A 22387-nucleotide genomic window follows, 5' to 3' on the forward strand; every position below is an offset into this window, starting at 1 on the left:
TTTAAAAAACGCAAAAAAATTTTCTTGACTTTGTCGTTACGTCAACCTTTAGGATACAGGTGTAAGGAGGGAAAAGCCGATGGAATATACGATCAGTGCCTTAGCTAAACTGTCAGGAGTCAGCAGCCGTACCCTGCGGTATTATGATCAGATCAAGTTGTTACAACCGCAACGCACCAACTCAGCTGGTTACCGTATCTATGGGAGACAGGAAGTCGATCGCCTACAGCAGATTTTATATTTTAAGTCTTTTGGGCTGTCATTAGAAACGATCCGCGGAATCTTGGATGAGCCACAAGAATCGATCCAAACAGTCTTGTTGCAGCATTACCAACAGCTTTTACAAGAGCGAGCAGCCCTGGACAGTCTTTTGACCACCTTAGCGCAAACAATTGATTATTATGAAGGAGAAAAGACGATGACCGATCAAGAGAAATTCCGTTATTTTAAGGAACAAAAAATTCGTGAAAACGAAGCGAACTACGGTGCCGAATTACGAGAAGCCTATGGTGAGGAAATCATCGAACAAAGCAACCAAAAGTGGCAGCAGATGACCCAAGTCGATTATCAAGCACTGACCGACAACGAAAACCGCTTATTGCAGCTGATAAAAGAGCTATTGACTGAAAAGGAAGGGAAACGAATCCCTTCTGACAAAGCCCAAATGGCTTTTGCTGCGCATCAAGCATGGCTTAAACAAGCAGCGCCCTTTTACTCAGCAGAATATCACCGATCTTTAGGGGAAATGTACGTTCAAGACGAGCGTTTTACCGCCTATTACGATCAAAAAGCAGGCGTCGGCAGCGCGCAGCTGTTGAAACAGATCATTGACCATTACACCAAATCCCATTAAAAAAACGATGTGCAAGCACTGCCCGCTCAGGGGCACTGTTTGCGCATCGTTTCGTCTGTAGCTATCGTTTGATGAACTCATAGGGCATGCGATAGTTGCCGCTTTTTTCCATTACCGCCAATTGGACGGCAGTCTCCCCGCAAGCTTGCAAGTGATGATCGATCGTTGAAAGCTGCAGCAGCTCGCTGATGTATAGATTGTCCCGTCCAATCACGAGCCATTCTCCCGGCGCCTGCGACTGGATCCCAGCAGCAACATGATCCCCATTGGTGAAAATCGCTTCGACTCCTTTATCTGCAAAATAAGCAGCCGCTTCTTTGCCATCTTCTTCCGTCAAACAATCCCAAAAAATCAAGTCTTCGGAAAAGGTCGAAAAATAGTCATGAGCCAAACGGACCGTGATTTTTGAATTGCTGCTGAGCTTGCGGCTACGTCCCAATGTCACGCCGATTTTCTGGATGCCTTGTTCCTTAAAATACGTGAAGACCTCCTTGATCGATTCCTCTCGATCGATATAGGTGCAGCCGTCAGTCAAATACGAGATATTTTCACAAAAGACGATGCGTCCGTAAGAACGATAAGGCAATAAGGTTTCGATCGGATTCGCCCGCGAAGTAATGATCAAAGCATCAAAGCTTTTCGCCGCAAATTCTTGCAAATACGCTTCCTCTACTTGCGGATCATAGTTCGTGGCTAAAAGCGTCACCTTATAGCCACGAGCAAACGCTGCTGTCGTGATGCCGCTCAACAATCGATCAAAATAGGGATGATTGACAAACGGCAGGATCACGCCGATATTTTTGGTTTTGCCGACACTTAATGCCCGTGCCGTGTAATTCGGAATATAGTTGACCTCTTCCATGACAGCCAGGATCTTACGACGCTTTTCTTCACTGACATAAGGATTGTTATTAATGACTCGTGAAACCGTTGAGACCGAATAACCGGTCAAGCGTGCAATATCCCGAATGTTTGCCATGACTCACTGCTCCTTAAACGAATAATTGTTCTTTCATATAGTCTATCACACTTAACCCACATGTATAAAATTCATAGTAATCGTTGTGATGGATAAATCCGATGCGCTGAGACCCGAAGTGTTCATCACACGTCAAGTGACTGATCTCATCCACAGGAATTTCTACTAACCGTTCTTGAAAGAACCCTTTTGGCTTCGTCAATACCAGTTGTTGTCCATCAAATGCCAACGTCACATAACAACATTCCGCACCATTTTTCTTCATGTATGTATTCATGTTTCCATCCCGCCTTCCTTTTTATAAATCAAGCATACTGTATGAAACGCGTCTCAGAGCAAGTCATTTGTTTCACTTTTTGACAAAAACCGATCGCCCTTCATGTGAATCACTTCGCATATTTTGCTTTTGTTGGTACAATAAAAAGAGAACAGTGCGAAAAAAAAGCGCTATTTTTTAAGGAGGACCGCAAAGTGACATTAGAAGAAGCTTTTTTATTAGACACCTTGCGTTGCCGCTTCAAATTTTTAAGAGAAGAACGCGGATTGAGCCCAAAAGAAGTATGCCAGCATCTCGATGTGTCTTACCCCGATTACACCTTATACGAAGCAGGCGATCGCTTACCCGATGTATTGACGCTGCTACACGCAGCTTCCCTCTATAATGTTTCTGTCGATTACTTATTAGGACAGACAGAACGACCAGAACGGTATTTATGCTAACAATCGACTTTATCGAAAAAACGATCAAATGGTCGTTTTTTCTTTTGCCTCTTTCCCACTTTTCATCGATTAGCAACAATTGTTATCTAATCAAATGAAAAAAATCAAATCATGCGGTTCTTCTTGAAAAAAAATGATAGAATAAACCATCATACATAGAAGGAGTTTAAACAAACATGACCTATGCACTAGAACTAACCGATTTACGCAAAGTCTATGCTACCGGCGTTGAAGCGTTGCGGGGCATAAATTTGACGGTGGAAGAAGGCGACTTTTATGCCTTGTTAGGCCCAAACGGCGCTGGAAAGTCCACCACCATCGGCATTATCACCTCTCTTGTCAATAAATCTTCGGGAAGCGTCAAAGTCTTCGGCTACGATTTAGACAAAGAATTGGTCCAAGTCAAACAACAGATTGGTCTAGTTCCCCAAGAATTCAATTTCAATCCCTTTGAAACGGTCCAGCAGATCGTGGTCAATCAAGCCGGGTATTATGGTGTCCCCCGCAACGAGGCCATCAAACGCAGCGAAAAATACTTGAAGCAGTCGAATTTGTGGGAAAAACGCAATGTTCGTGCGCGGATGCTGTCGGGCGGGATGAAACGCCGTTTGATGATCGCCCGTGCCCTGATGCATGAACCACGGCTATTGATTTTGGATGAACCGACGGCAGGTGTCGATATCGAATTGCGTCGGGAAATGTGGAGCTTTTTGCGGGAGCTGAACCAAAATGGCACAACGATCATTTTGACGACCCATTATTTAGAAGAGGCGGAAATGCTTTGCCGCAACATCGGGATCATCCAATCTGGTGAACTGATCGAAAATACCAGCATGAAGTCCTTGTTGGCAAAACTGCAATTTGAAACCTTTCTTTTTGATATCGCACCGATCAAACAAGCACCAACGATCAATGGGTATCCGATCCAAATGGAAGATGAACAGACCATCGCCGTTGAAGTCGCTCGAGATCAAGGCGTCAACGATCTTTTTGCTCAATTCAGCCAGCAAGGGATCAATGTCCTCTCCATGCGCAACAAATCCAATCGCTTGGAAGAACTATTTTTGAAAATCACCGAAGAAGCACACGAAGCGGAGGAAAACCATGTTTAGTCTTTATTTTACAGCCTTAAAAAGTTTAGCGGTCAAAGAGACCAACCGCTATTTACGGATTTGGGTGCAGACCCTCGTCCCACCCGTCATCACTACTTCCTTATACTTTATTATCTTTGGGAAAATGATCGGCAGCCGCATCGGCGAAATGGGCGGCTTTTCTTATATGGAATTTATCGTTCCTGGGCTGATCATGATGTCGACGATCACCAGTTCATACTCCAATGTGTCTTCTTCCTTCTTTTCACAGAAGTTTCAAAAAAACATTGAGGAACTCTTAGTGGCGCCGGTCCCTACCCACGTCATCATTTGGGGCTTTGTCTTTGGCGGACTTGGCCGTAGTATCTTGGTGGGCACATTGGTGACCATCATTTCCCTTTTCTTCGTCCCATTACATGTTTATTCTTGGGTCATCGTTGTCTTAACCCTTGTCATGACCGCCATCTTATTTTCATTAGCAGGGTTGCTAAATGGGATCTTCGCCCAATCCTTTGACGATGTTTCCATCGTGCCAACCTTTGTTTTACAACCATTGACCTATCTTGGAGGCGTCTTTTACTCCATCAGCATGCTGCCGCCAATTTGGCAAACGATCTCCAAAGTCAACCCGATCGTGTATATGATCTCTGGTTTCCGTTACGGCTTTTTGGGCACCATCGATGTCCCGATTTTCCTATCCATCGGTATTTTGGTCTTGTTCATTGTCGTCTTATACAGCGTATGCTGGTACTTGATCCAAAAAGGCCGCGGGCTGCGTAGTTAATTGAACTTAAAATCTTTCTTGCATTTTCAAGACGATTTCCAGCGGAAATCGTCTTTTTTTTCATTATATTTAAAAATCTACGACTAGAGACTGATTTATTGACAACTATTTGTGATAACCTTAACTTAATAACTTTTTAAGAGGAGGAATGAAATGATTGTTTTAGAAGCACGAAACTTAACAAGGGTCTACGGAAAAGGCGAATCATCCTTCAATGCGTTAAAAGGGATTGATTTAAAAATCAGAGAAGGTGAGTCAGTAGCAATCGTCGGAAAAAGTGGTTCCGGAAAATCCACATTGATGCACTTGTTGGCGTTACTTGATCAACCCACTAGCGGAGAATTGTTCTTGATGGGTCAAAACGTCAAAGGAAAAAAAGCGTCGGAATTAAATCACTTACGAAATGAAACATTTGGCTTTGTTTTCCAACAATTCTTTATGAATGCTAAAGATACAGTCCATGAGAATGTCATGTTGCCATTAAAAATAAATGGCATGCGCCGCAGTCAACGAAAAAAATTGGTTGATGAAGCCTTACAAGCTGTCGAATTATCAGAAAAATCCAAAAATAAAGCAACCGATCTTTCTGGCGGTCAAAAACAACGGGTCTGTATTGCCCGCGCCATCGTTAACAAACCCAAGATCATTTTTGCCGACGAACCGACTGGAAACCTTGATTCAGCGACTGGTCAAAAAGTTGAGGACCTTTTGTTCGGCCTCAATAAAAAAGAAAATATCACCTTAGTCATCGTCACTCACGATCCTGAGCTGGCTGATCGCTGTGATCGTCAGATCCATATCAAAGATGGTTTAGTGATTGAGGAGGTAGAAAAATGAAACTAATCGATTTAATAAAATCTTCTGCAGGAAATCTCTTACGCAACAAAGGTCGAACACTTCTAACGATCATCGCAATCTTTATTGGGTCTTTTACGATCTACTTAACACTAGGTATTAATACCGGCGTCAATAATTATATGGATCTGCAGTTAGAGACTGTTGGCAATGATCAGCTTTTAGCTATCTATAAATCAGATGGGACTGTCAGCATGGTTCCGGGCAGCAATTTACAAGAATACGATCCAGAAAAAAATACCGCTGAGGCAAGTATGATCACTCCAAAGGATATCGAAAAAATAGGAACAATTGACAATATCCATCGAGTAGAACCAATCGCGGCTTTAACGATTGATTATATTCAAGGTCTGACTGATTCAAAATATCAACTAAACGCCATGGGCTCAGCTGGTGTTGATTTAGATTTAGAGGCGGGGCGTCAAATCAATAATGAGACAGACGAATATGAGATCGTCCTTGATCAAGAATATATCGAACCACTAGGTTTTAAAAATGCTCAAGATGCATTGGAAAAAGAAGTCGTTCTCGGAGTTTCTGCTCAAGCGACTGGCGAACAAGAAACTGTGACCGCCAAAGTTGTTGGAGTGCGTAACTTTAGTTTTATCCAAGCAGGCATGACCATTTTGAACCAAGCATTAAGCCAGCACGTGCAAACAATCGCCGAAAAGGGATTACCAGAAAACTTAAAAAATCAATCATTTGCAGCACAAGCCTATCTAGAGGATGGCCTGTCCAACACAAAAATCGATACGATCAAAAAAGAATTGCGTGAACTCGGGTTTCAAGGTATGACGATCGAAGATGAAATCAATATGTTCCGACTGGTCATCAACGCTATCACTGGGGTTCTTACACTCTTTGGCGCTATCTCATTGCTTGCCGCTAGCTTTGGTATCATCAATACACTTTATATGTCAGTTCAAGATCGTACCCGTGAGATTGGATTGATGAAAGCATTAGGCATGAGCCGCAGCAAGGTTTTTCTCACCTTCAGTTTCGAAGCGCTTTTGATTGGTTTCTTTGGCGCCCTCACCGGAATTCTCGCCGCTTATGGTTTAGGAAATGTCATCAACGATTACGCTGCGAACACCTTCCTAGAAGAATTGACTGGCTTTGAATTGATCGGCTTTTCTTGGTCGAACACGCTGACTGTTATGGGTGTCATCCTATTAATCGCCTTTTTAGCCGGCACATTGCCTGCTAACCGCGCAGGTAAACTAGATCCAATTCAAGCTTTGCGTTATGAATAAAAATAAATAGTTACTGGACAAACAAAAAAAGATGAACTTCCTTGAAGAAGCTCATCTTTTTTCTTTTATTAGGCATTCAAAACGACTTTTTCCAGCAATGCACCGGCTTGGTGTCTGCCTTCTAAATCAGTACTTCCAGAAAATTGCTGCACGCGATCCATGTTGGTGATCAAAACGATCACCATGGTTTCTTTGCCTTGCTGCTTGATAAACGGCAGATCCATTTGTGCCAGTTTGGTTTGCGGAGTGACTTGCTCCCCAGCTTTGACAAAGACTTCAAAGCCTTGACCGCCAAGGGAAACAGTATCGATCCCCATATGCACAAGAACTTCCACGCCGTTTTGGGTTTTGATCCCGACGGCATGTTTTGAAGGGAACACAGTGGTGACTTCGCCACTGACTGGTGCAAAGATTTGGCCATCTTGTGACTCAATGGCATAGCCTTCTCCCATCATTTTCGTTGAAAAAACTTCATCTGGTACATCTTCTAATGGGACGTATTCACCATGGGTCACGGCATGCAGATCCACTTCGTTGGTGTAACGATCGCCTTCTGCTGCTTGATTTGGTACCAAGAACCAGCTCATGGCAAAAGATAAGCCGATCGCCAAGATGATCCCTAGAACGGCGTAGATAAAGTATTCCCCGATATAGGCTGGCAAACTAAAGATACTTGAAAGAATATACCCATAAATACGAACACCGAAGAAACTGATGAAGGCAGAAGCCACAGAACTACCAACTGTTGCGGCGATAAAGGCTTTTTTATACTTCGACAAAATCCCGAATAACGCAGGTTCCGTGATCCCTAACAAGCCCGAAACAGCCGAAGATAAAATGATCGATTTTTCTTCTTTGGTTTTGACTTTGAAATAAATAGCTGCTGTGGCGCCGGTGATTGCCATATTTGCCATGAACATCATTGGCATCAGCATATCATATCCTTGATTGGCGAAGTTTTGCAAAGCGATCGGGGTCATGGCATGATGCAGTCCTGTGAAGATTGCAATTGGTCGAATCGCCCCTACCACGATTCCTGCTAAGACAGGCGAGATAGTGAATAATCCAGCCACGCCAGCAGCCAATAAGTTTCCTAGATGGATACTGATGGGACCAATGACCGTCAATGTCAAGATACCAGCGACAAACAACGAAATCGTCGGTGTAAACACAGTACGCAGCACTTGTGGTAAGAGTTTATCGACCCAACGGTAAATATAACTGAGCGCCAGCACGGCAAAGATAATGGGAATCACTGTCCCTGCATAGTTAAAGACGGGTACTGGCAATACGCCGAACAAACGAAAGGCGGAAATGCTCCCTTCGGCTACCGCATTGGTCATCGTTGGAAATTGCAGCGTTGCCGCGATTGCAATTGCTAAATATTGATTGGTTTTAAAAATCCGAGCGGCAGAGGCAGCAACAAAAAATGGCAAGAATGTGAATACGCCGCTCGCGATCATGTCGATCACTAAATAGGTATCTGTTTGATTAGAGATGACATTCAATGCCACCAATCCAGCCATCAATCCTTTGATCATTCCTGCGCCAGCGATAGCTGGAACGATCGGACCAAAAACACCAGAAACGGTATCCATAAATAAGGAAACGGCGCCTTTTTTCTCTGATGCTTCCCCTTGGTTCGCTTCATCAAGACCTAATTCTTTGGCTAAAGGTGCATAATAATCAGCAACATCCGTTCCTATCACTACTTGCAGCTGATTGCTTTGATATTTTGTTCCTACGACTTTGGGTGTTTTTTCTAACGCCGCATAGTCGACTTTTTTCTCATCCTTTAAATCAAAACGCAAGCGAGTCATACAGTGCCACGCATTGTTGATATTGTCTGATCCGCCAACATCTTTAATGATCTGTTTTACGATGTCTTCTTTAGTCATCTTTTTTTCCCCCTGTTGTTTGCTAACGGTCCTGATCCTTTTGACGGGCGCCCTTTCAGGTGTTTCCGTTTTCACACACATAGTAGCATGCTCACACAGACTTGTAAAACCAGTCCTTTTTTGTTAAAAACAGAATAAAAACGCTATATATCAACGTTTTATTATAAAACAGGCAAAAATTGGACTGGTTTTATGGTGTATATCCAGTTTTTATTAGACCAAATTGACAGCGGTTGCCAAGCATGTTTCAATGGCTATAGCAACTAGAGACAAAAATTGGAGTGAATGAAATGACACCAACGATCATCACCGACGTCAAAGCCTTTGCGATCAAACCTGATCGTCATAACCTTGTTGTCGTTAAAGTAGAAACGAACAAAGGCGTATCTGGGTTAGGTTGTGCAACCTTCCAGTTTCGCCCACTAGCCGTAAAAACCGTCGTTGACGAGTATTTACGCCCCCTCTTAATTGGCCGCGATGCCAATCAAATCGAAGATCTTTGGCAAGTGATGAATGTCAATTCTTACTGGCGGAATGGTCCGATCACCAACAATGCCATCTCAGGAGTCGACATGGCTTTATGGGACATCAAGGGACAATTAGCCGATATGCCATTGTATCAACTGTTAGGTGGAAAAGCGCGTACGGCGATTCCCGCCTATACCCATGCCGTGGCAGATAATCTCGAAGACCTTTATCAAGAAATCGATCGCTTCTTGGCTGAGGGCTATCGCTATATCCGTTGCCAATTAGGCTTTTATGGTGGAAATCCTAGCCAACTGCAAACACCCGATCAGCCCATCGCTGGTTCCTATTTTGATCAAACAGACTACATGGACACAACACTGAAAATGTTTGCTGCGATCCAAGAACGATACGGCAATCAATTTCAAATGCTGCATGACGTGCATGAACGGCTACATCCAAACCAAGCGATTCAATTTGCAAAAGCTGCGGAACCTTTCAATCTCTTTTTCCTAGAAGATATTTTGCCGCCGGATCAAAACAAGTGGTTGCAGCAACTCCGCAGCCAGTCGGCGACCCCGATCGCGACCGGCGAATTGTTCAATAATCCGATGGAATGGCAAGAACTGGTCAAAAATCAACAGATTGACTTTATGCGTGCTCATGTCTCACAAATCGGTGGGATCACGCCAGCATTGAAATTGGCTCACTTCTGCGATGCGATGGGCATTCGGATCGCTTGGCACACGCCGTCTGATATCAGCCCTGTCGGCTTAGCCGTCAACACCCATCTAAATATCCATCTCCACAATGCCGCGATCCAAGAAACGATTGCGATCCCAGCAAATACCCAGTCGGTCTTTGGTGGTAGTCCGCAACCTGAAAACGGCTATTTTTATCCCATCGAGAAAAGTGGGATCGGAATCACGTTCGATGAAGCAGCAGCTTCGGAATTTCCCGTGGTTTACCGTCCTCATGAATGGACCCAGAGCCGTACACCAGACGGCACTTTGATCACTCCTTAAACACAACAAAAGACATCCCCTGTCCAATCGACAGGGGATGTCTTTGTTCTCTCTGGGTAAAGACGACGCAACTGGCACATTTGCTTTCCCAAAATCAATCGATGCGTGAGCGATGGATCTCACGGTCAAAGGGACGGATGTAGGTCACGGCATAATCAATGGCAACGATATTGCTGAACTCATACACGCGGCCGTCTTCTAAAATCGCCCGATTGCTGATCTGCATTGCCGGTGTTCCCCGCTTGCACAATAAAATACCCGATTGCGCGGTCGATGTGGTGATGGGGGTATAGCTTGTGATGTAGTGGGAAATGCGGTATCCGCAGCTTTCGACATAGCGTTGGATCGAGTGCTCCACGATTTCTTGTGTCAATTCAGGAAATAGGCTGACGGGCAATTTAGAGGTTTCCAGCTGTTCGATTTTATAATTGACGATCCGCACTCGTTCAAAGGTCCAGACTTCCTCGTCTGGGCCTATTTGGAAAATCTGCTGTTCATCCAACGTTGCTGCCGCCTTATTCAAGGAAATCATTTTGGAATGGATGCGGTCATAAGGGGTGCGGGTCAAGGAATTAAAGATCATTGGGTTTTTGACCCATTTTTCATGGATAAAAATCCCTGAACCTTGAACCACTTTGACGATCCCGATCTCTTCAAGGTTTTTGATTGCTTGCTGGATCGTAAACCGAGAAACGCCATAGGTTTGCGCAAGGGTTCTTTGGTTGGGTAATTTGCCGGTAGAAAATTCTTCCTGATAGATTTTACTCAACAGATCTTGCACGATAAATTCACGTTTTTTCATAATGGCTCCTTCATTTGAGCGGGAGCGATCTCGCTCATGGACCAACTGCAAGCCTTCATATCGATACGACCACTGGCTTTGAAGACCACCCCTTCATCGACGAGTGCTGCTTTTCGCACATTGGCGTAGGGACCAACTAAGATGCCATCTGCCCGCACGACTCGATGAGCAGGGACATCCTGAGGACTCAAGCGCATCGCTCGACCGACTGCTCGCGCGCCGTTGATTTGTCCCAATTTCCACGCAATCTGACTATAGGAGACGACTTTACCAAAAGGGATCTGCCGCGCCAGCGCATAGACTTCTTCATAGAATGGATTCATACTGTTCGCTCCTTCTTTGATCTTTCTATCATAGTACTGGATTCCCTACCAATAGTAAATGAACAGACGCAACTTTAACAATAGCCATACAAAAACTCGATTCCTTCTCTAGCAAGCCAAGAACGAATCGAGTAGTCATTAGTTTGGAAAATCAAAGTAGGTTTTCGCATTGTGATAAGAGATGTCTGCGACGATCTGCCCTAAATACATTTCATCTGCTGGCAGTTGACCGTCTTCCACCCATTCACTGATCACCTGACACAAAATCCGCCGGAAATACTCGTGGCGTGGATAAGACAAAAAGCTGCGGGAATCCGTCAGCATGCCGACGAAGTTTCCGAGAATTCCGCCTTCTGCTAGGGTCGTCAACTGATGCCGCATGCCAGAATACGTATCATTGAACCACCAAGCAGAGCCTAATTGCAGCTTGCCTTTGCTTTCTTCTTGGAACGCCCCCATCAGCGCAGTCAACACTGGATAATCTTTGGGGTTCAGTGAATACAAAATCGTCTTCGGCAGTAAGCTTTCCACCTGAAGCTGCGCTAATGTCCGACTTAAGCCGCTCGCTAGACGGTCGTCCCCCATCGCATCACCGCCACTATCAGGCCCTTGTTGTTGGAAAAGCTTTTGACTGTTGTTGCGAGTCGCCATCAGATGCAATTGCGCGGTCCAGCCTTGCTTTGCGTATTGGCGCATCAAGTCAATCAGCAAGCCGGTTTGAAACTGTCTGATTTCTTCATTAGTCAGTGTCCCAGTGGTCAAACGCTTCTGAAAAATCGCTTCAAGTGCAGCGCCATCATAAGCTTCCTCTCCAAGACGTGACAGACTGTGATCTGCTAAACGACAGCCCTGTTGCTGGAAGTAAGAAATACGTACGGTCAATGCTTCAACTAGCGTTTGATAGCTAGTGATCTCTTTGCTCGCAGCTATAGCCAATTGCTTAAGGTATGCTGGAAATTCTGGATTCTGCAGATTGATTGCTTTGTCAGGACGAAAGGTAGGATACACGGCAAAGGATTCTTCTGCCAACTTTTGATGATACGTCAACGAATCAATGGGATCATCCGTCGTACAGATTACCTCAACGGCCATCTTTTTGATCAGCCCTCGTGGTGAAAATTCCTTCGTCTGCAACTGTTGATTGGCTTTTTCCCAAATGCTTGCTGCATTGGCTAGTGTCAACCGCTCATCAATACCAAAGATTCGCTTCAATTCCAAATTGGTCCAGACATATAAGGGATTGCCAATGCAAGCCTCCAAGGTCTGCGCCCAAGCACAGAATTTTTCGTAGTCATCAGCATCGCCAGTGATCAAAGATTCTGCAACACCATTGGCTCGCATCAAGCGCCATTTGTAATGGTCCCCCGCCAGCCACGCTTGGGTCAGATTGGTGAAGTTTTGGTCTTCGAAAATCTCTTTCGGATCTAAATGACAATGGTAATCAATGATCGGCTGCTTTTTTGCATACTCATGGTATAACTGTTTGGCAAAGCTGTTTTTCAAAATAAAATCATCAGTTAAAAACATTTCTTCGCTCCTTTTCTTAACGCCCCACGCTCTTGTCGATGGCTTCCCACAACCCTAATAAGTAGGAAGCGCCGATCGCCCGATCATATAAGCCATAGCCTGGACGTCCCGTTTCTCCCCAGATCATTCGCCCATGATCTGGTCGAATATAGCCGTCAAAGCCATTTTTGTACATCGCTTCTAGGATCTGATACATGTCTAACGAGCCTTCAGAGGAGAGATGCGGTGCTTCATAAAAGTCTTTGTCATTGCCCAAGTATTGAATGTTACGAACATGGGCAAAAGGGATCCGATCCCGGCGACAAAACTCAGCCAAAATCTCATAGACATTATTGGCTGGGTCTTCGGCGATACTGCCAGTACAAAGTGTGATGCCATTTGACGGACTGTCGATCACGTTGCAGACCCAATCCAGATCATCACGGTTTTTAACGATACGCGGCAGACCAAAAATCGAATAGGGAGGATCATCTGGATGAACAGCCATCTTGATGCCGACCTCTTCGCAGGTGGGAATGATGGCTTTTAGGAAATAAGCAAAGTTTTCTCTTAATTTGTCATCATCGACATCCTTATACGCAGCAAACAATTCTTTGACATGTGCCAAACGTTCTGGTTCCCAGCCTGGCAAGGTATAGCCAGAGCTTGACTCCTCAACTTCTTTGACGATCTCTTCTGGGTCTTTGTCGATCCCTGCTTTTTCAAATGCCATCGTAGAAGAACCATCGGCTAAGCGATAATCGAGATCCGTTTTGATCCAATCAAAAATCGGCATAAAATTATAGCAGATCACTTCGATCCCGTATGCTGCCAAATTTCGAATCGTTTCTTTGTAGTTTTCAATATACAAGTCTCTCGAAGGCAAGCCAATCTTGATGTCATCATGAATATTGACACTTTCGATCACCTTGAGGGAAAGGCCAGCTGCTTCAACTTCTTCCACGAGCGCCTTGATCCGTTCTTTGGGCCAAACTGCCCCAGCAGGCAAATCAAAAAGTGTGCCGACGATGCCTTTCATCCCAGGAATTTGACGGATATCTGCTAACTTGATTTTATCGTATTCTTTTCCATACCAACGAAATGTCATTTCCATTTTTTATTCGATCCCTTCTACTGTTTCATGTAATGTTTTACGGACTGCGCCGGTTCCTGCTAGCATCTTAGCGAACAAGTGACCCACGTTTTCAGCGATTCCTGCTTGATAGAGATCCAAACCAAAAATCTGCGGATTTGCTAAGATTGGTCGAATGATCTCTTGAACATCGGCGGCTGACCCCAACTGACACTCATGTAAAATCTCTTGCAATTCTGCTAAGAGGGGATCAGGACTTGGGACAAATGGATGGCCTTCATCATCGATCGCTAAGAGATAACGCAACCAGCCAGCAATCGCTAAGGGAATGAAAGTCAGCTCAGAAGCCGAGCCTTCTTTCTCCACATACTTTTTGATGGTTTCGCCAAAACGGATGGCGATTTTCTGTGAGGTGTCTGCGGCGATGCGCTGTGGGGTGTCAGGAATCAGCGGATTCGGTAAACGAAGACCGACCACCTCATCGATAAATTTCTTTGGCTGAATGATCTCAGGATCTTCCACTACCGGCAAGCCTTCACGATAGCCGATTCCTTTGATCAAAGCGACAATATCTGGATCGGTCATTTCCGCAGCAATGGATGTATAGCCGAGTAAACAGCCGAACAAACTCATTGCCGTATGCAGTGGATTCAAACAAGTTGTGACTTTCATACTATCGGTTTTGTCTACAATCTCTCGACTCGTCAAGATCACCCCCGCTTTGTCTAAATTCGGGCGACCGTTCGGGAAATCATCTTCAATCACTAAATAATGAGTCGCCTCTGTATTAGCAAACGGAGCGATCATCGTTCCTTTATCGGTCCGAATGACTGGCAGCTGCTGAATGCCAGCTGCTGCTAATTCTTCTGCAACTGCTGTTGAAGGATTTGGCGTGATCCGATCGATCATTGACCACGGAAACGTCACTTGCGCGTTGTTTTCTAAGTATCGGACAAACGCTTCTGAAATATGCCCCAGCTTTTGCCACTCTTTTGCAATGGTGACAATCGCCACTTGGAAACGGAGCCCATTTTGCGAAAAATTGTCGGTGGAGACCATAGCGATCGGAAGTGCCCCTGATTGAAAACGATCCCATAAAAAGCTAGCCAAAATGCTCATTGTATGGTTTACCTGATGGGGACCCGCAGCGAGATCCGCTTGTACGACAGGTAAAAAATTCCCCTGACTGTCTTTTAAACCATAGCCTTTTTCCGTGATCGTTACCGTAACTAGCTGTAGTGACGGCTCACGAAATACTTTGCGTATTTGCTCATAACTCGCAGCGCGGGAAGGATGGCAATAATAACTAGCCGCCGTTGACTGGAGCAATTTTTTCTCCAACCGTCCCCCTTCGTGCATGATCACTTCTAAAATATCATTCTCGTAAGGCGCGTACACTTGATCGATCACCTGTTCATCAAAGGTTTCACACACTACGATTCCTTTTGACAACGCTTGTTGATTGATCAACGTTTGGGCTACTTCTGCGTGAAATGCCCGATACAAATTTCCTCCACCAAAGTGTAGCCATTGAAACTGAGTATCTGATTGATCCGTCACTTCTTTTGGAACGATCGGCATCGTAACTCCTGCCTGCTTCAAGGCAGCAAAATCAAACATCCTACTTCCTCCTTTTTTTAAAACTGATATATTAGTATTCTAGTTCATTCCGTACTGAATTGCAAGCCTTTACAAAAGGTTATTCAACTTATATACTAGTTTTATTACTCAAAACTATCCCTAGGCACTTTCCTTCAGAGTTTTTCTTTCGAAGGGAATTGAATGCCTGATACAGAAAGAAGCGTTTATGTTGAACCCTACAAATTTTCAATCACAAGCTTATGAATCAATCAAAGAGTTGATCTTAACCGCCAAACTGATTCCCGGTCAAAAAATATCTGAAAAGGAATTGGAGCAACGGCTAACCATTGGCAGGACGCCGATCCGTGAAGCAATTATTCGTCTGCGCCGTGAAGCACTGATCCATGTCGTTCCCCAAAGCGGCACCTATATTTCTAAAATCAGTATCAAACAAATTGAAGAAGCTCGTTTTGTCAGAGAGACGCTTGAAAAAGAAGTATTCGTAGCGGCCTGCCAAGCCATTACAGAAGAGCAGCTGAAAGAACTAGAAAAACTCGTTATTTTGCAGCGGACCTATGCCCAATTGAAGGATGAAATCGAGTTTTTCCAACTCGACGAGGCCTTCCATCAGTTGATCTATAAGATTGCAGACAAAGAAAATGTCTGGAATTGGCTACAAACGATCAATCTGCCTTTAAATCGCTTCCGCTTCTTACGTTTAGAGGTGGAGGAATTGTCTTGGGAAATTATTTTGCGGGATCACGAAGAAATCTTAGCCACTTTAAAAGAAAAAGACCAAGCCAAAATTGCTCCCTTGGTCGGACAACACATTGATGTCATTGATAACGATTTGATTTTTGTGGAAAAGGCCTTTCCCGATTACTTTACGGAGTAAAGCTATTTGAAAATCATGGACCTTAAAAACCACCCTCGTCGAGTAGATTGCCTACTTGACGAGGGTGGTTTCATACGCTGAACAAGCGAGAATACGCTCATTCGATTGGGTGATAACTAAAGCCTTGGCCCAGTACTTCTGAGACATTATTGACGATCACAAACGCTTTTGGATCAATGGTCTCAATGATTTGTCTGATCTGCATAAATTCTTGGTCGCTGGCCACGATCAACAGTACTTGTTTGTCTGCTTGCTGGTAGCCGCCTTGGGCAGCCAATAGTGTGGCACCACGAGCTGTTTTATCAAAGACTGCTTCTCGAATCTCGTTCACGTGGTTCTCACTTAAGATCATGATGGATTTCTTCCGGTTAAAGCCCGTTTCAATGTAGGTCATCACACCAGAGGTGATCACGATCGATAATATCGCAAACAAGAACTCTTCAAAGCCGAAAACGAACAAGTTCATGGAGACCACGATCGCATCGGTCGCCAGCAAGCCAATCGCTGGATTCAAATTAAAGTATTTCTTGAAAATCAGCGGTGGAATCGTTGTACCACCGCTAGAAGATTGATTTTTGTACAAAATCGCTACTCCTAAAGCAAAAATCGCACTGCCAAATATCACGGAAAGCAGCCGATCTTCAGCCACCATATATTCTGGGACTAAAGCAATTGCTACTGGAAAAGCAAAACTACCATAGAGGACTTTCAAAAAAGGCCCCTTCCCTAAAAAGGCATAGGCAAGAATAAGCATAAGAATATTCAAGACCATGATCACAGCCGCTCGATCCCAACCGAGGGCTGACTCTAATAAAATACCGATTCCGCTGACACCGCCAGCTGCCACATGATGCGGGCCTAAAAATAAATTGATGCTTGCCGCTAACAAGAAAAGTGCTGCGGTGATTTTTCCATAGGTTTTCAGAATTGTCATTTGTTTCCTCTTTTCTCTGTCATTTTCACGGTTTATTCAAGCCGCTTTGCAGCCATTCTTACTCCTCACTATACGCCCATTTGATGTCACCGACAAAATTTATGTTTAGCCAGAGGGAATAACCGGAAATCTCTTGGCTGATTGCTTGATTCAATCGTTCTCGCAAGGGATCTTGCCGCCCAACTGTATCGAGAGGTGTTGCAGGTAAAATCACCACATCTAATTCCACAATGACTTGATTGCCGACTTTGGCGGTACGTAACACAAAGTCCACCACTTCTTCTGCGCGCAGTTCTTTTTCAACGATCGTCATGATGGACTCTCGTAGTTCTTCTTTCGGAGTTGAAGAAGTCAATTCCAGAATGGCCGCTTTCAACTCTTTAATCGAAAGCTGAATAAAGAACAAGGTGATCCCGATGGAGATGATTGGGTCGACATACATCGCGAAATTTCCATAGGGACTGGCTTGAATCAGCCATGACACAAGAAATGAACCGACGACACCCAGACTAAAGAAAAAGCCGAAACGCCATTGTTCTAGTTCTACCCAGTAAAAGGGATGAGTCAGTGGTTTCTTTTTTAAGTACAAGTAAAAAGAGAAACAGTAGATCGTACCAATCAGCGAGAAATACAAACCGATTGGATCAATCATGCCATCACTGACGTGTAATAAACTAAAAGCAGATTCAATGATTCCATAAATTGAGATCAGCAAGATGATACTATATTGAATAAATACCACTAATGGCATCAATGCCTCTTTACCGAATGGGAAACGTTCAAAATCTTGGGCTTGGATATATTTTGCCACGTACAAAGCAATCAGTGACATCACTGCACCAATCAATGTATAGACCCCATCTAACAAGAGGACGTTATAACTGACCAGCAACCCAAAAAGCAAGGCACCGCCGCCATAGATACTCCCAGCGACAATCGATGCCAGCAAAAGCTTGCGTATTTTTTTCTTTTCACTCATGATACTCCTCTTTCTTTTTTTCAAAGAAACTATCAATTTGATTGCATTCTTCTATCTATAAGCCTATCTTCCCATATAAATAACATAAAAAACAGTCAATTTTTTCATACAAAGCGGAAAAAAATAGTATTGCTGTCAATCATTCACTCTATTCTCTAGTGATGCATATTCGATCTTTCTATTCCACTCTTTTTACATTCTGGTGTAAATCCCCTTGACTACGCGGATTGATTCCCTTATCATCAAGGGTAACCATATTCAATCAGAATTTTCAGAATATTCCGTTATATTTTTCATAACGGCGATTCATTGGAAGACAGGGAGGATGAAGAGAGTGAATGAAGCAAAACAAGTCCCGTGGACAGGAGAACCAAACCAACGAGCGATCAACTATTTGAATGAAGAAGGCAAAGTGATCGTCTGCCCAACCAAAGTCGGCTATATCATTGCCGTCTCTGATAAAAAAGGGCTGGAACGCAAGTTTTCAGCAAAGAATCGCAAGCGTAACAAACCAGGTGTCGTTCTTTGCAGCTCATTGGAGCAGCTACATGAATTAGCCGAGTTAAATGCGGAAACCGCCGCTGTTTATGAAACGTGTTGGAACAATGACGTGTTATTCGGTGCGATTTTGCCTTGGAAAGAATCAGGAAAAGCCTATATCCCAAAAGATGGTTCAGAAGAATTGATGACGGACGTTCGGGGAACCAGCTGTTTCGTGATCAAATTCGGTGTCCCTGGTGAGCAGATCTCAAAAGAACTTTGGGATCAAAAAAAGAAATTGCTTTTCGCAAGCTCAGCGAACCCTTCAGGCAAAGGAAACCGCGGACTTGTTGAAGGGATCGGCGAACAAATCGCGCAAGAAGCCGATCTAATCATTGAAGGCAACGACTATGTTGCATCGATCCAACCAGACAAAACGCTGGAAACCCGCTACGAACAAGGAGTCATGGTTTCTTTCGTTGATAAAGACGGTAACTTGATTCCAGAGCAAGGAGACCAACGCTCCATCACTCCCGCACCTGTCTTGATCCGTAAAGGACTCGATGTTGAAAAAATCCAAATGTACCTTTCTGATCACTTCAACTCATGGGACTATCGCCACGGGGAGTATTATTAATCTTTCATCGTCAACAAAGAACCGAAGAACCAGCTAACGGCCCTCCTATTCAAGGAAAAACGCTCAGCTCGTTCTTCGGTTTTTCAATAGAAAAAAATACTTTTCTTCTATCGTGTTTCTTTCAAAAGCTGAATGATCTGTGCCTGTTGTTTGATGATCGTATCTTGTTGCTTGATTTTAATCCAGTTTTGGTCGATTTGGATAGCTGCTCCGAGATTTTTGTAACTAAGGTTGGGGATCTCCATGAAATGTATTCGGTGTGCAGATAAGTCATTAAAGATCTGAACAGACAGTTCCTCACTCAATTCATGAACCTCTTTTTCTACAATATACTGGTTGATCAGGTCTTCTACAGTCAAACGCTTTTTTCGTTTCTTGCCTTGTGTGCCATTCGAATTTTCAGATTTCTTGTTCGTACCAAACATTTTTGTTCTCCTTTCGTTAGGTCATCCTTCCTCCATTTTGTGATTCCGTGTCTCTTCTTCAGTGACCAAAATAAAATTGTGCGAAACCTACATACGAATATTTTGTCATAAAATAGCATTATAATCTACATTTTATTGTTTTTAAAGATAAAAAAGGAGATAAATTACGATCAGGTTTTCTCTGTCATAGAATTCCAACTCTATTTCTGCTATAATCCCCTCATAAACACATAGGAGGGACTCTATGAAAAAGCATTCCTCAATTGCTTTCTAGGGGACGACGCCAATGACAGTGACTTTGGACTACACTTACTGCTGGGTTGTGGGCTGCCGCAACACAGTGCTTAGCACAAAACGAAAAAACTAAGCGTGGTACGGATTGCGAAATCGCATGAAGCTGGAAGCAGAAGTAATCGTTACGGACGGTGAATGTGTCCCTAGCCAAAGAAGCCTGATGAAGAACGAACGGAACCCTTTTCTCTCAAAAGAAATCATTCTTTTGGAGGAAAGCAAAATGAGAAAAGGTGAAAATACGACCTTTGTTTGTAAAAACTGCAGTACGCCTGTGGCACCCTTGACCAATGGTTCTTACCGCAACCATTGTCCCCAGTGTCTCTACTCGTTACACGTGGATATTCGCCCGGGTGATCGTCAAAATACTTGCCATGGCCTGATGCGACCCATCGATTATCGCCAACATTCCAAAAAAGGCTATCAGCTGCTGCATCAATGCACTCGCTGCAAAAACCAGCAGTGGAATATCGTGGCACAGGATACGCAACAGCCTGACCATTTTATTGAGTGGTTGGCTCAAACCGCTGCGTATCACTAAACAGCCAAAGAAGACCATGCTTCAGGCTGGTCTTTTTTGGTAATCAGAACAACGGCCCCCTTATACCACTAACTGCTCATAGACATTGTCGTCATAAGAAGTGCTTACTTTAACCTAAAAAAACAGCCCGCTGTCTCGTCGATTGGTTGACGAAATCAGCGGGCTGTCCTGCTAGTGTCTTCTTGATGATTTTACGTTGGTTTGCGCTTATTCAAAAACGAATTGATTGTGATACAGTTCCGCATAAAAGCCGTCAGCCGCCACCAATTGATGGTGATTGCCTTCTTCAATGACTTCGCCGTCCTTTAAGACAACGATGCGATCGGCATTCAAAATCGTCTTCAAGCGATGGGCGATCACAAAACTGGTTCGTCCTTTGATTGCTTCATCCATTGCTCGTTGAATTTTCGCTTCGGTCACGGTATCAACATTACTGGTGGCTTCATCCAAAATCAACAATTCTGGATTGGTCAAAATCGTTCGGGCAATACTCATCAATTGTTTTTGACCAGTACTGAAAAGATTGTTCTCTTCGGTGATCTCCGTGTCATAGCCTTTTTCCAACGTCATAACAAACTCATGGATATTGGCTTGTTTCGCTGCTGCAATGACTTCTGCTTCGGTCGCTTCTGGTTTCCCAAAAGCAATGTTTTCACGAATCGTCCCTGAGAACAGCACGGATTCTTGCAAAACGATTCCCACTTGAGAACGCAGCAGATCCAAGTCTAGCTCCCGGATGTCGATGCCGTCAAAGGTCACAGAACCACCATTCACATCATAGAAGCGATTCAACAAGTTCATGATGGTCGTTTTTCCTGAACCAGTCGGTCCGACCAATGCGACCATTTCGCCTTTGTTGACCGTGATCGACACATCTTTTAGGACCAATTTTTGACTGTCATACCCAAAGTCCACATGATTCAAAGCAACCGCCTCTTTGATGCCCTTCACTTTGATCCCGTCTTTTGGTTTGACCTCATCAGGTTCATCAAACATTTCATTGATTCTGCGCGCACCGGTGATCGCCAACTGAATCATGCTGTAACCAGAAGAGATCTGCATCAATGGTTGGTAATACTGCTGCGAATACTGGACAAAGGTCACAACTAATCCTAAAGCAACGGAACGTTCTAAGTCACCGTTCAATGCTAACCAGCCACCAAAGAAAATCACGATTGCCGTGTTCAACAAGGACATCCCTTGCATCAAGGGGAAAAGCAGCCCAGAGTAGACTTGCCCTTTGTAGGTAGCTTCCCGGACTTGTTGGTTGTGGACCAGAAAACCATCGATGGTTTCTTCTTGCAGTCCATTGGTGATGATGATTCGTTGACCACTGATTTTTTCATCGATATAGCCGTTTAATTTTCCGACTTCATCTTGCTGCAGATCGACATATTTGCGGGCTTTTTGGATCACGATCACCGCGATCAACACCGCAATCGGGGTAGAAGCAATCGTTGCCCATGCCAATTCAACGTTTTGACGGAACATCATGATCAAGATCCCCACCATTAAGACTACATTGGTCAGCACTTGCAACAATGCTTGGTTTAGACTGTTTTGGATGTTATCCAAGTCACTGGTGAAACGGCTCAAAATATCACCGTCTTGATGAGAATCAAAGAATTTGATCGTCAATTTTTCCAGTTTATTAAATAAACCGATCCGCATTCTGTTGGTTGATTTCCCCACCACTTGCGTGAACAAGATACTATAGACAAAATTGGCTGCACTGGCTAAGACATAAAAAATCAACAATTTCCAAATGATCGATAGAAAAGCTGATTTATCATCGACCCCTTGCATCAAACCACCAACATAATTCGCCAATTCCTGGAACGCTTCTCCGATAAAGACTGGCGCTTGTACTTGCAGATACGTTGCCAGAATCACCGTCACAAAAATGAATAGAAACGACCACTTGTATTGTTTTAAGTAATGGTAGAAAAATTTACTCGCTTTGAACAAATCTGTCAT

22 protein-coding genes are annotated in these 22387 nt (G+C 43.9%); 10 read left to right on the forward strand and 12 right to left on the reverse strand.

Features of this window, described 5'->3' with window-relative positions:
* The first annotated feature begins 79 nt into the window (after nt 1-79).
* On the forward strand, nt 80-853 hold the full coding sequence (locus tag IGI73_RS12675; protein ID WP_438759239.1) for a MerR family transcriptional regulator: 774 nt from the start codon (nt 80-82) through the stop codon (nt 851-853).
* A gap of 61 nt (nt 854-914) precedes the next feature.
* Here IGI73_RS12675 and IGI73_RS12680 read toward each other — a convergent pair whose 3' ends face one another.
* Together IGI73_RS12680 and IGI73_RS12685 are read right to left on the reverse strand one after the other, a co-directional pair.
* Nucleotides 915-1832, reverse strand: coding sequence for a LacI family DNA-binding transcriptional regulator (locus tag IGI73_RS12680; protein ID WP_010749901.1), 918 nt, complete (start codon nt 1830-1832; stop codon nt 915-917).
* A 13-nt stretch (nt 1833-1845) separates the two neighbouring features.
* Nucleotides 1846-2109 carry a hypothetical protein gene (locus IGI73_RS12685; protein WP_005228502.1) on the reverse strand — a complete coding sequence of 88 codons (264 nt, stop codon included), beginning with the start codon at nt 2107-2109 and terminating at the stop codon, nt 1846-1848.
* A gap of 194 nt (nt 2110-2303) precedes the next feature.
* Here IGI73_RS12685 and IGI73_RS12690 point away from each other — a divergent pair, with 194 nt between their 5' ends.
* The 5 genes from IGI73_RS12690 (at nt 2304) to IGI73_RS12710 (ending at nt 6535) form a co-directional block, all read left to right on the forward strand.
* Entirely contained in the window at nt 2304-2552 is a 249-nt protein-coding gene (locus IGI73_RS12690) for a helix-turn-helix domain-containing protein (protein WP_005234115.1), read from the forward strand.
* Nucleotides 2553-2728: 176 nt separating this feature from the next.
* Nucleotides 2729-3664, forward strand: coding sequence for an ABC transporter ATP-binding protein (locus IGI73_RS12695; RefSeq protein WP_428206642.1), 936 nt, complete (start codon nt 2729-2731; stop codon nt 3662-3664).
* The gene (locus IGI73_RS12700) at nt 3657-4427 is read left to right on the forward strand and encodes an ABC transporter permease (RefSeq protein WP_005228499.1); all 771 of its coding nucleotides are present in this window, start codon (nt 3657-3659) and stop codon (nt 4425-4427) included. Before IGI73_RS12695 ends, IGI73_RS12700 begins: the two co-directional genes overlap by 8 nt.
* A gap of 153 nt (nt 4428-4580) precedes the next feature.
* Complete coding sequence (locus tag IGI73_RS12705) at nt 4581-5264, forward strand: ABC transporter ATP-binding protein (protein WP_428206643.1); 684 nt, start codon at nt 4581-4583, stop codon at nt 5262-5264.
* Nucleotides 5261-6535, forward strand: coding sequence for an ABC transporter permease (locus tag IGI73_RS12710; RefSeq protein WP_428206645.1), 1275 nt, complete (start codon nt 5261-5263; stop codon nt 6533-6535). Before IGI73_RS12705 ends, IGI73_RS12710 begins: the two co-directional genes overlap by 4 nt.
* A gap of 68 nt (nt 6536-6603) precedes the next feature.
* Here IGI73_RS12710 and IGI73_RS12715 read toward each other — a convergent pair whose 3' ends face one another.
* Nucleotides 6604-8433 carry a glucose PTS transporter subunit IIA gene (locus IGI73_RS12715; RefSeq protein ID WP_428206646.1) on the reverse strand — a complete coding sequence of 610 codons (1830 nt, stop codon included), beginning with the start codon at nt 8431-8433 and terminating at the stop codon, nt 6604-6606.
* Nucleotides 8434-8723: 290 nt separating this feature from the next.
* On the opposite strand from IGI73_RS12715, the gene IGI73_RS12720 reads away from it, so the two are divergent.
* Nucleotides 8724-9923 carry an enolase C-terminal domain-like protein gene (locus IGI73_RS12720; RefSeq protein ID WP_428206647.1) on the forward strand — a complete coding sequence of 400 codons (1200 nt, stop codon included), beginning with the start codon at nt 8724-8726 and terminating at the stop codon, nt 9921-9923.
* A gap of 94 nt (nt 9924-10017) precedes the next feature.
* On the opposite strand, the gene IGI73_RS12725 is transcribed toward IGI73_RS12720, so the two are convergent.
* The 5 genes from IGI73_RS12725 to IGI73_RS12745 form a co-directional block, all read right to left on the reverse strand.
* Nucleotides 10018-10725: a GntR family transcriptional regulator gene (locus tag IGI73_RS12725; protein ID WP_428206648.1), complete on the reverse strand. Its 708-nt coding sequence runs from the start codon at nt 10723-10725 to the stop codon at nt 10018-10020.
* Entirely contained in the window at nt 10722-11048 is a 327-nt protein-coding gene (locus IGI73_RS12730; protein ID WP_428206650.1) for an MGMT family protein, read from the reverse strand. The genes IGI73_RS12725 and IGI73_RS12730 overlap by 4 nt, the downstream gene beginning before the upstream one ends.
* Before the next feature lie 138 nt (nt 11049-11186).
* Nucleotides 11187-12575, reverse strand: coding sequence for a glucuronate isomerase (uxaC, locus tag IGI73_RS12735; RefSeq protein WP_428206651.1), 1389 nt, complete (start codon nt 12573-12575; stop codon nt 11187-11189).
* Between the two features lie 16 nt (nt 12576-12591).
* Nucleotides 12592-13668: a mannonate dehydratase gene (gene uxuA / locus IGI73_RS12740; protein WP_115232719.1), complete on the reverse strand. Its 1077-nt coding sequence runs from the start codon at nt 13666-13668 to the stop codon at nt 12592-12594.
* Between the two features lie 3 nt (nt 13669-13671).
* Nucleotides 13672-15267 carry a mannitol dehydrogenase family protein gene (locus IGI73_RS12745; RefSeq protein WP_428206653.1) on the reverse strand — a complete coding sequence of 532 codons (1596 nt, stop codon included), beginning with the start codon at nt 15265-15267 and terminating at the stop codon, nt 13672-13674.
* A 187-nt stretch (nt 15268-15454) separates the two neighbouring features.
* On the opposite strand from IGI73_RS12745, the gene IGI73_RS12750 reads away from it, so the two are divergent.
* Nucleotides 15455-16123 carry a GntR family transcriptional regulator gene (locus tag IGI73_RS12750; RefSeq protein ID WP_005234106.1) on the forward strand — a complete coding sequence of 223 codons (669 nt, stop codon included), beginning with the start codon at nt 15455-15457 and terminating at the stop codon, nt 16121-16123.
* Between the two features lie 97 nt (nt 16124-16220).
* On the opposite strand, the gene IGI73_RS12755 is transcribed toward IGI73_RS12750, so the two are convergent.
* Both IGI73_RS12755 and IGI73_RS12760 read right to left on the reverse strand, forming a co-directional pair.
* Nucleotides 16221-17057: a YitT family protein gene (locus IGI73_RS12755; RefSeq protein ID WP_005234105.1), complete on the reverse strand. Its 837-nt coding sequence runs from the start codon at nt 17055-17057 to the stop codon at nt 16221-16223.
* Nucleotides 17058-17115: 58 nt separating this feature from the next.
* Nucleotides 17116-18036 carry a cation transporter gene (locus IGI73_RS12760; RefSeq protein ID WP_428206655.1) on the reverse strand — a complete coding sequence of 307 codons (921 nt, stop codon included), beginning with the start codon at nt 18034-18036 and terminating at the stop codon, nt 17116-17118.
* Between the two features lie 325 nt (nt 18037-18361).
* Here IGI73_RS12760 and IGI73_RS12765 point away from each other — a divergent pair, with 325 nt between their 5' ends.
* Nucleotides 18362-19153, forward strand: a complete 792-nt coding sequence (locus tag IGI73_RS12765; protein WP_005234103.1) for an L-threonylcarbamoyladenylate synthase — start codon at nt 18362-18364, stop codon at nt 19151-19153.
* A 107-nt stretch (nt 19154-19260) separates the two neighbouring features.
* On the opposite strand, the gene IGI73_RS12770 is transcribed toward IGI73_RS12765, so the two are convergent.
* On the reverse strand, nt 19261-19578 hold the full coding sequence (locus tag IGI73_RS12770) for a hypothetical protein (protein ID WP_008380648.1): 318 nt from the start codon (nt 19576-19578) through the stop codon (nt 19261-19263).
* A 514-nt stretch (nt 19579-20092) separates the two neighbouring features.
* Between IGI73_RS12770 and IGI73_RS12775 the strand changes: the two genes are divergently transcribed.
* Entirely contained in the window at nt 20093-20410 is a 318-nt protein-coding gene (locus IGI73_RS12775; protein WP_008380645.1) for an RNHCP domain-containing protein, read from the forward strand.
* A gap of 207 nt (nt 20411-20617) precedes the next feature.
* Here the strand turns inward: IGI73_RS12775 and IGI73_RS12780 are convergent, their stop codons facing one another.
* Nucleotides 20618-22387 carry an ABC transporter ATP-binding protein gene (locus IGI73_RS12780; RefSeq protein ID WP_005234100.1) on the reverse strand — a complete coding sequence of 590 codons (1770 nt, stop codon included), beginning with the start codon at nt 22385-22387 and terminating at the stop codon, nt 20618-20620.

It is taken from the genome of Enterococcus sp. DIV0755f (assembly GCF_051713725.1).
Classification (GTDB): domain Bacteria; phylum Bacillota; class Bacilli; order Lactobacillales; family Enterococcaceae; genus Enterococcus_D; species Enterococcus_D casseliflavus.

Coding starts and splice junctions, on each gene's coding strand:
- IGI73_RS12730 (WP_428206650.1), bottom strand. CDS start 11,048: ATGAATCCATTCTATGAAGAAGTCTATGCGCTGGCGCGGCAGATCCCT.
- IGI73_RS12780 (WP_005234100.1), bottom strand. CDS start 22,387: ATGACAGATTTGTTCAAAGCGAGTAAATTTTTCTACCATTACTTAAAA.
- IGI73_RS12770 (WP_008380648.1), bottom strand. CDS start 19,578: ATGTTTGGTACGAACAAGAAATCTGAAAATTCGAATGGCACACAAGGC.
- IGI73_RS12755 (WP_005234105.1), bottom strand. CDS start 17,057: ATGACAATTCTGAAAACCTATGGAAAAATCACCGCAGCACTTTTCTTG.
- IGI73_RS12710 (WP_428206645.1), top strand. CDS start 5,261: ATGAAACTAATCGATTTAATAAAATCTTCTGCAGGAAATCTCTTACGC.
- IGI73_RS12745 (WP_428206653.1), bottom strand. CDS start 15,267: ATGTTTGATTTTGCTGCCTTGAAGCAGGCAGGAGTTACGATGCCGATC.
- IGI73_RS12700 (WP_005228499.1), top strand. CDS start 3,657: ATGTTTAGTCTTTATTTTACAGCCTTAAAAAGTTTAGCGGTCAAAGAG.
- IGI73_RS12725 (WP_428206648.1), bottom strand. CDS start 10,725: ATGAAAAAACGTGAATTTATCGTGCAAGATCTGTTGAGTAAAATCTAT.
- IGI73_RS12715 (WP_428206646.1), bottom strand. CDS start 8,433: ATGACTAAAGAAGACATCGTAAAACAGATCATTAAAGATGTTGGCGGA.
- IGI73_RS12685 (WP_005228502.1), bottom strand. CDS start 2,109: ATGAATACATACATGAAGAAAAATGGTGCGGAATGTTGTTATGTGACG.
- IGI73_RS12705 (WP_428206643.1), top strand. CDS start 4,581: ATGATTGTTTTAGAAGCACGAAACTTAACAAGGGTCTACGGAAAAGGC.
- IGI73_RS12675 (WP_438759239.1), top strand. CDS start 80: ATGGAATATACGATCAGTGCCTTAGCTAAACTGTCAGGAGTCAGCAGC.
- IGI73_RS12695 (WP_428206642.1), top strand. CDS start 2,729: ATGACCTATGCACTAGAACTAACCGATTTACGCAAAGTCTATGCTACC.
- IGI73_RS12775 (WP_008380645.1), top strand. CDS start 20,093: ATGAGAAAAGGTGAAAATACGACCTTTGTTTGTAAAAACTGCAGTACG.
- uxuA (WP_115232719.1), bottom strand. CDS start 13,668: ATGGAAATGACATTTCGTTGGTATGGAAAAGAATACGATAAAATCAAG.
- IGI73_RS12760 (WP_428206655.1), bottom strand. CDS start 18,036: ATGAGTGAAAAGAAAAAAATACGCAAGCTTTTGCTGGCATCGATTGTC.
- IGI73_RS12680 (WP_010749901.1), bottom strand. CDS start 1,832: ATGGCAAACATTCGGGATATTGCACGCTTGACCGGTTATTCGGTCTCA.
- IGI73_RS12720 (WP_428206647.1), top strand. CDS start 8,724: ATGACACCAACGATCATCACCGACGTCAAAGCCTTTGCGATCAAACCT.
- uxaC (WP_428206651.1), bottom strand. CDS start 12,575: ATGTTTTTAACTGATGATTTTATTTTGAAAAACAGCTTTGCCAAACAG.
- IGI73_RS12750 (WP_005234106.1), top strand. CDS start 15,455: ATGTTGAACCCTACAAATTTTCAATCACAAGCTTATGAATCAATCAAA.
- IGI73_RS12765 (WP_005234103.1), top strand. CDS start 18,362: ATGAAGAGAGTGAATGAAGCAAAACAAGTCCCGTGGACAGGAGAACCA.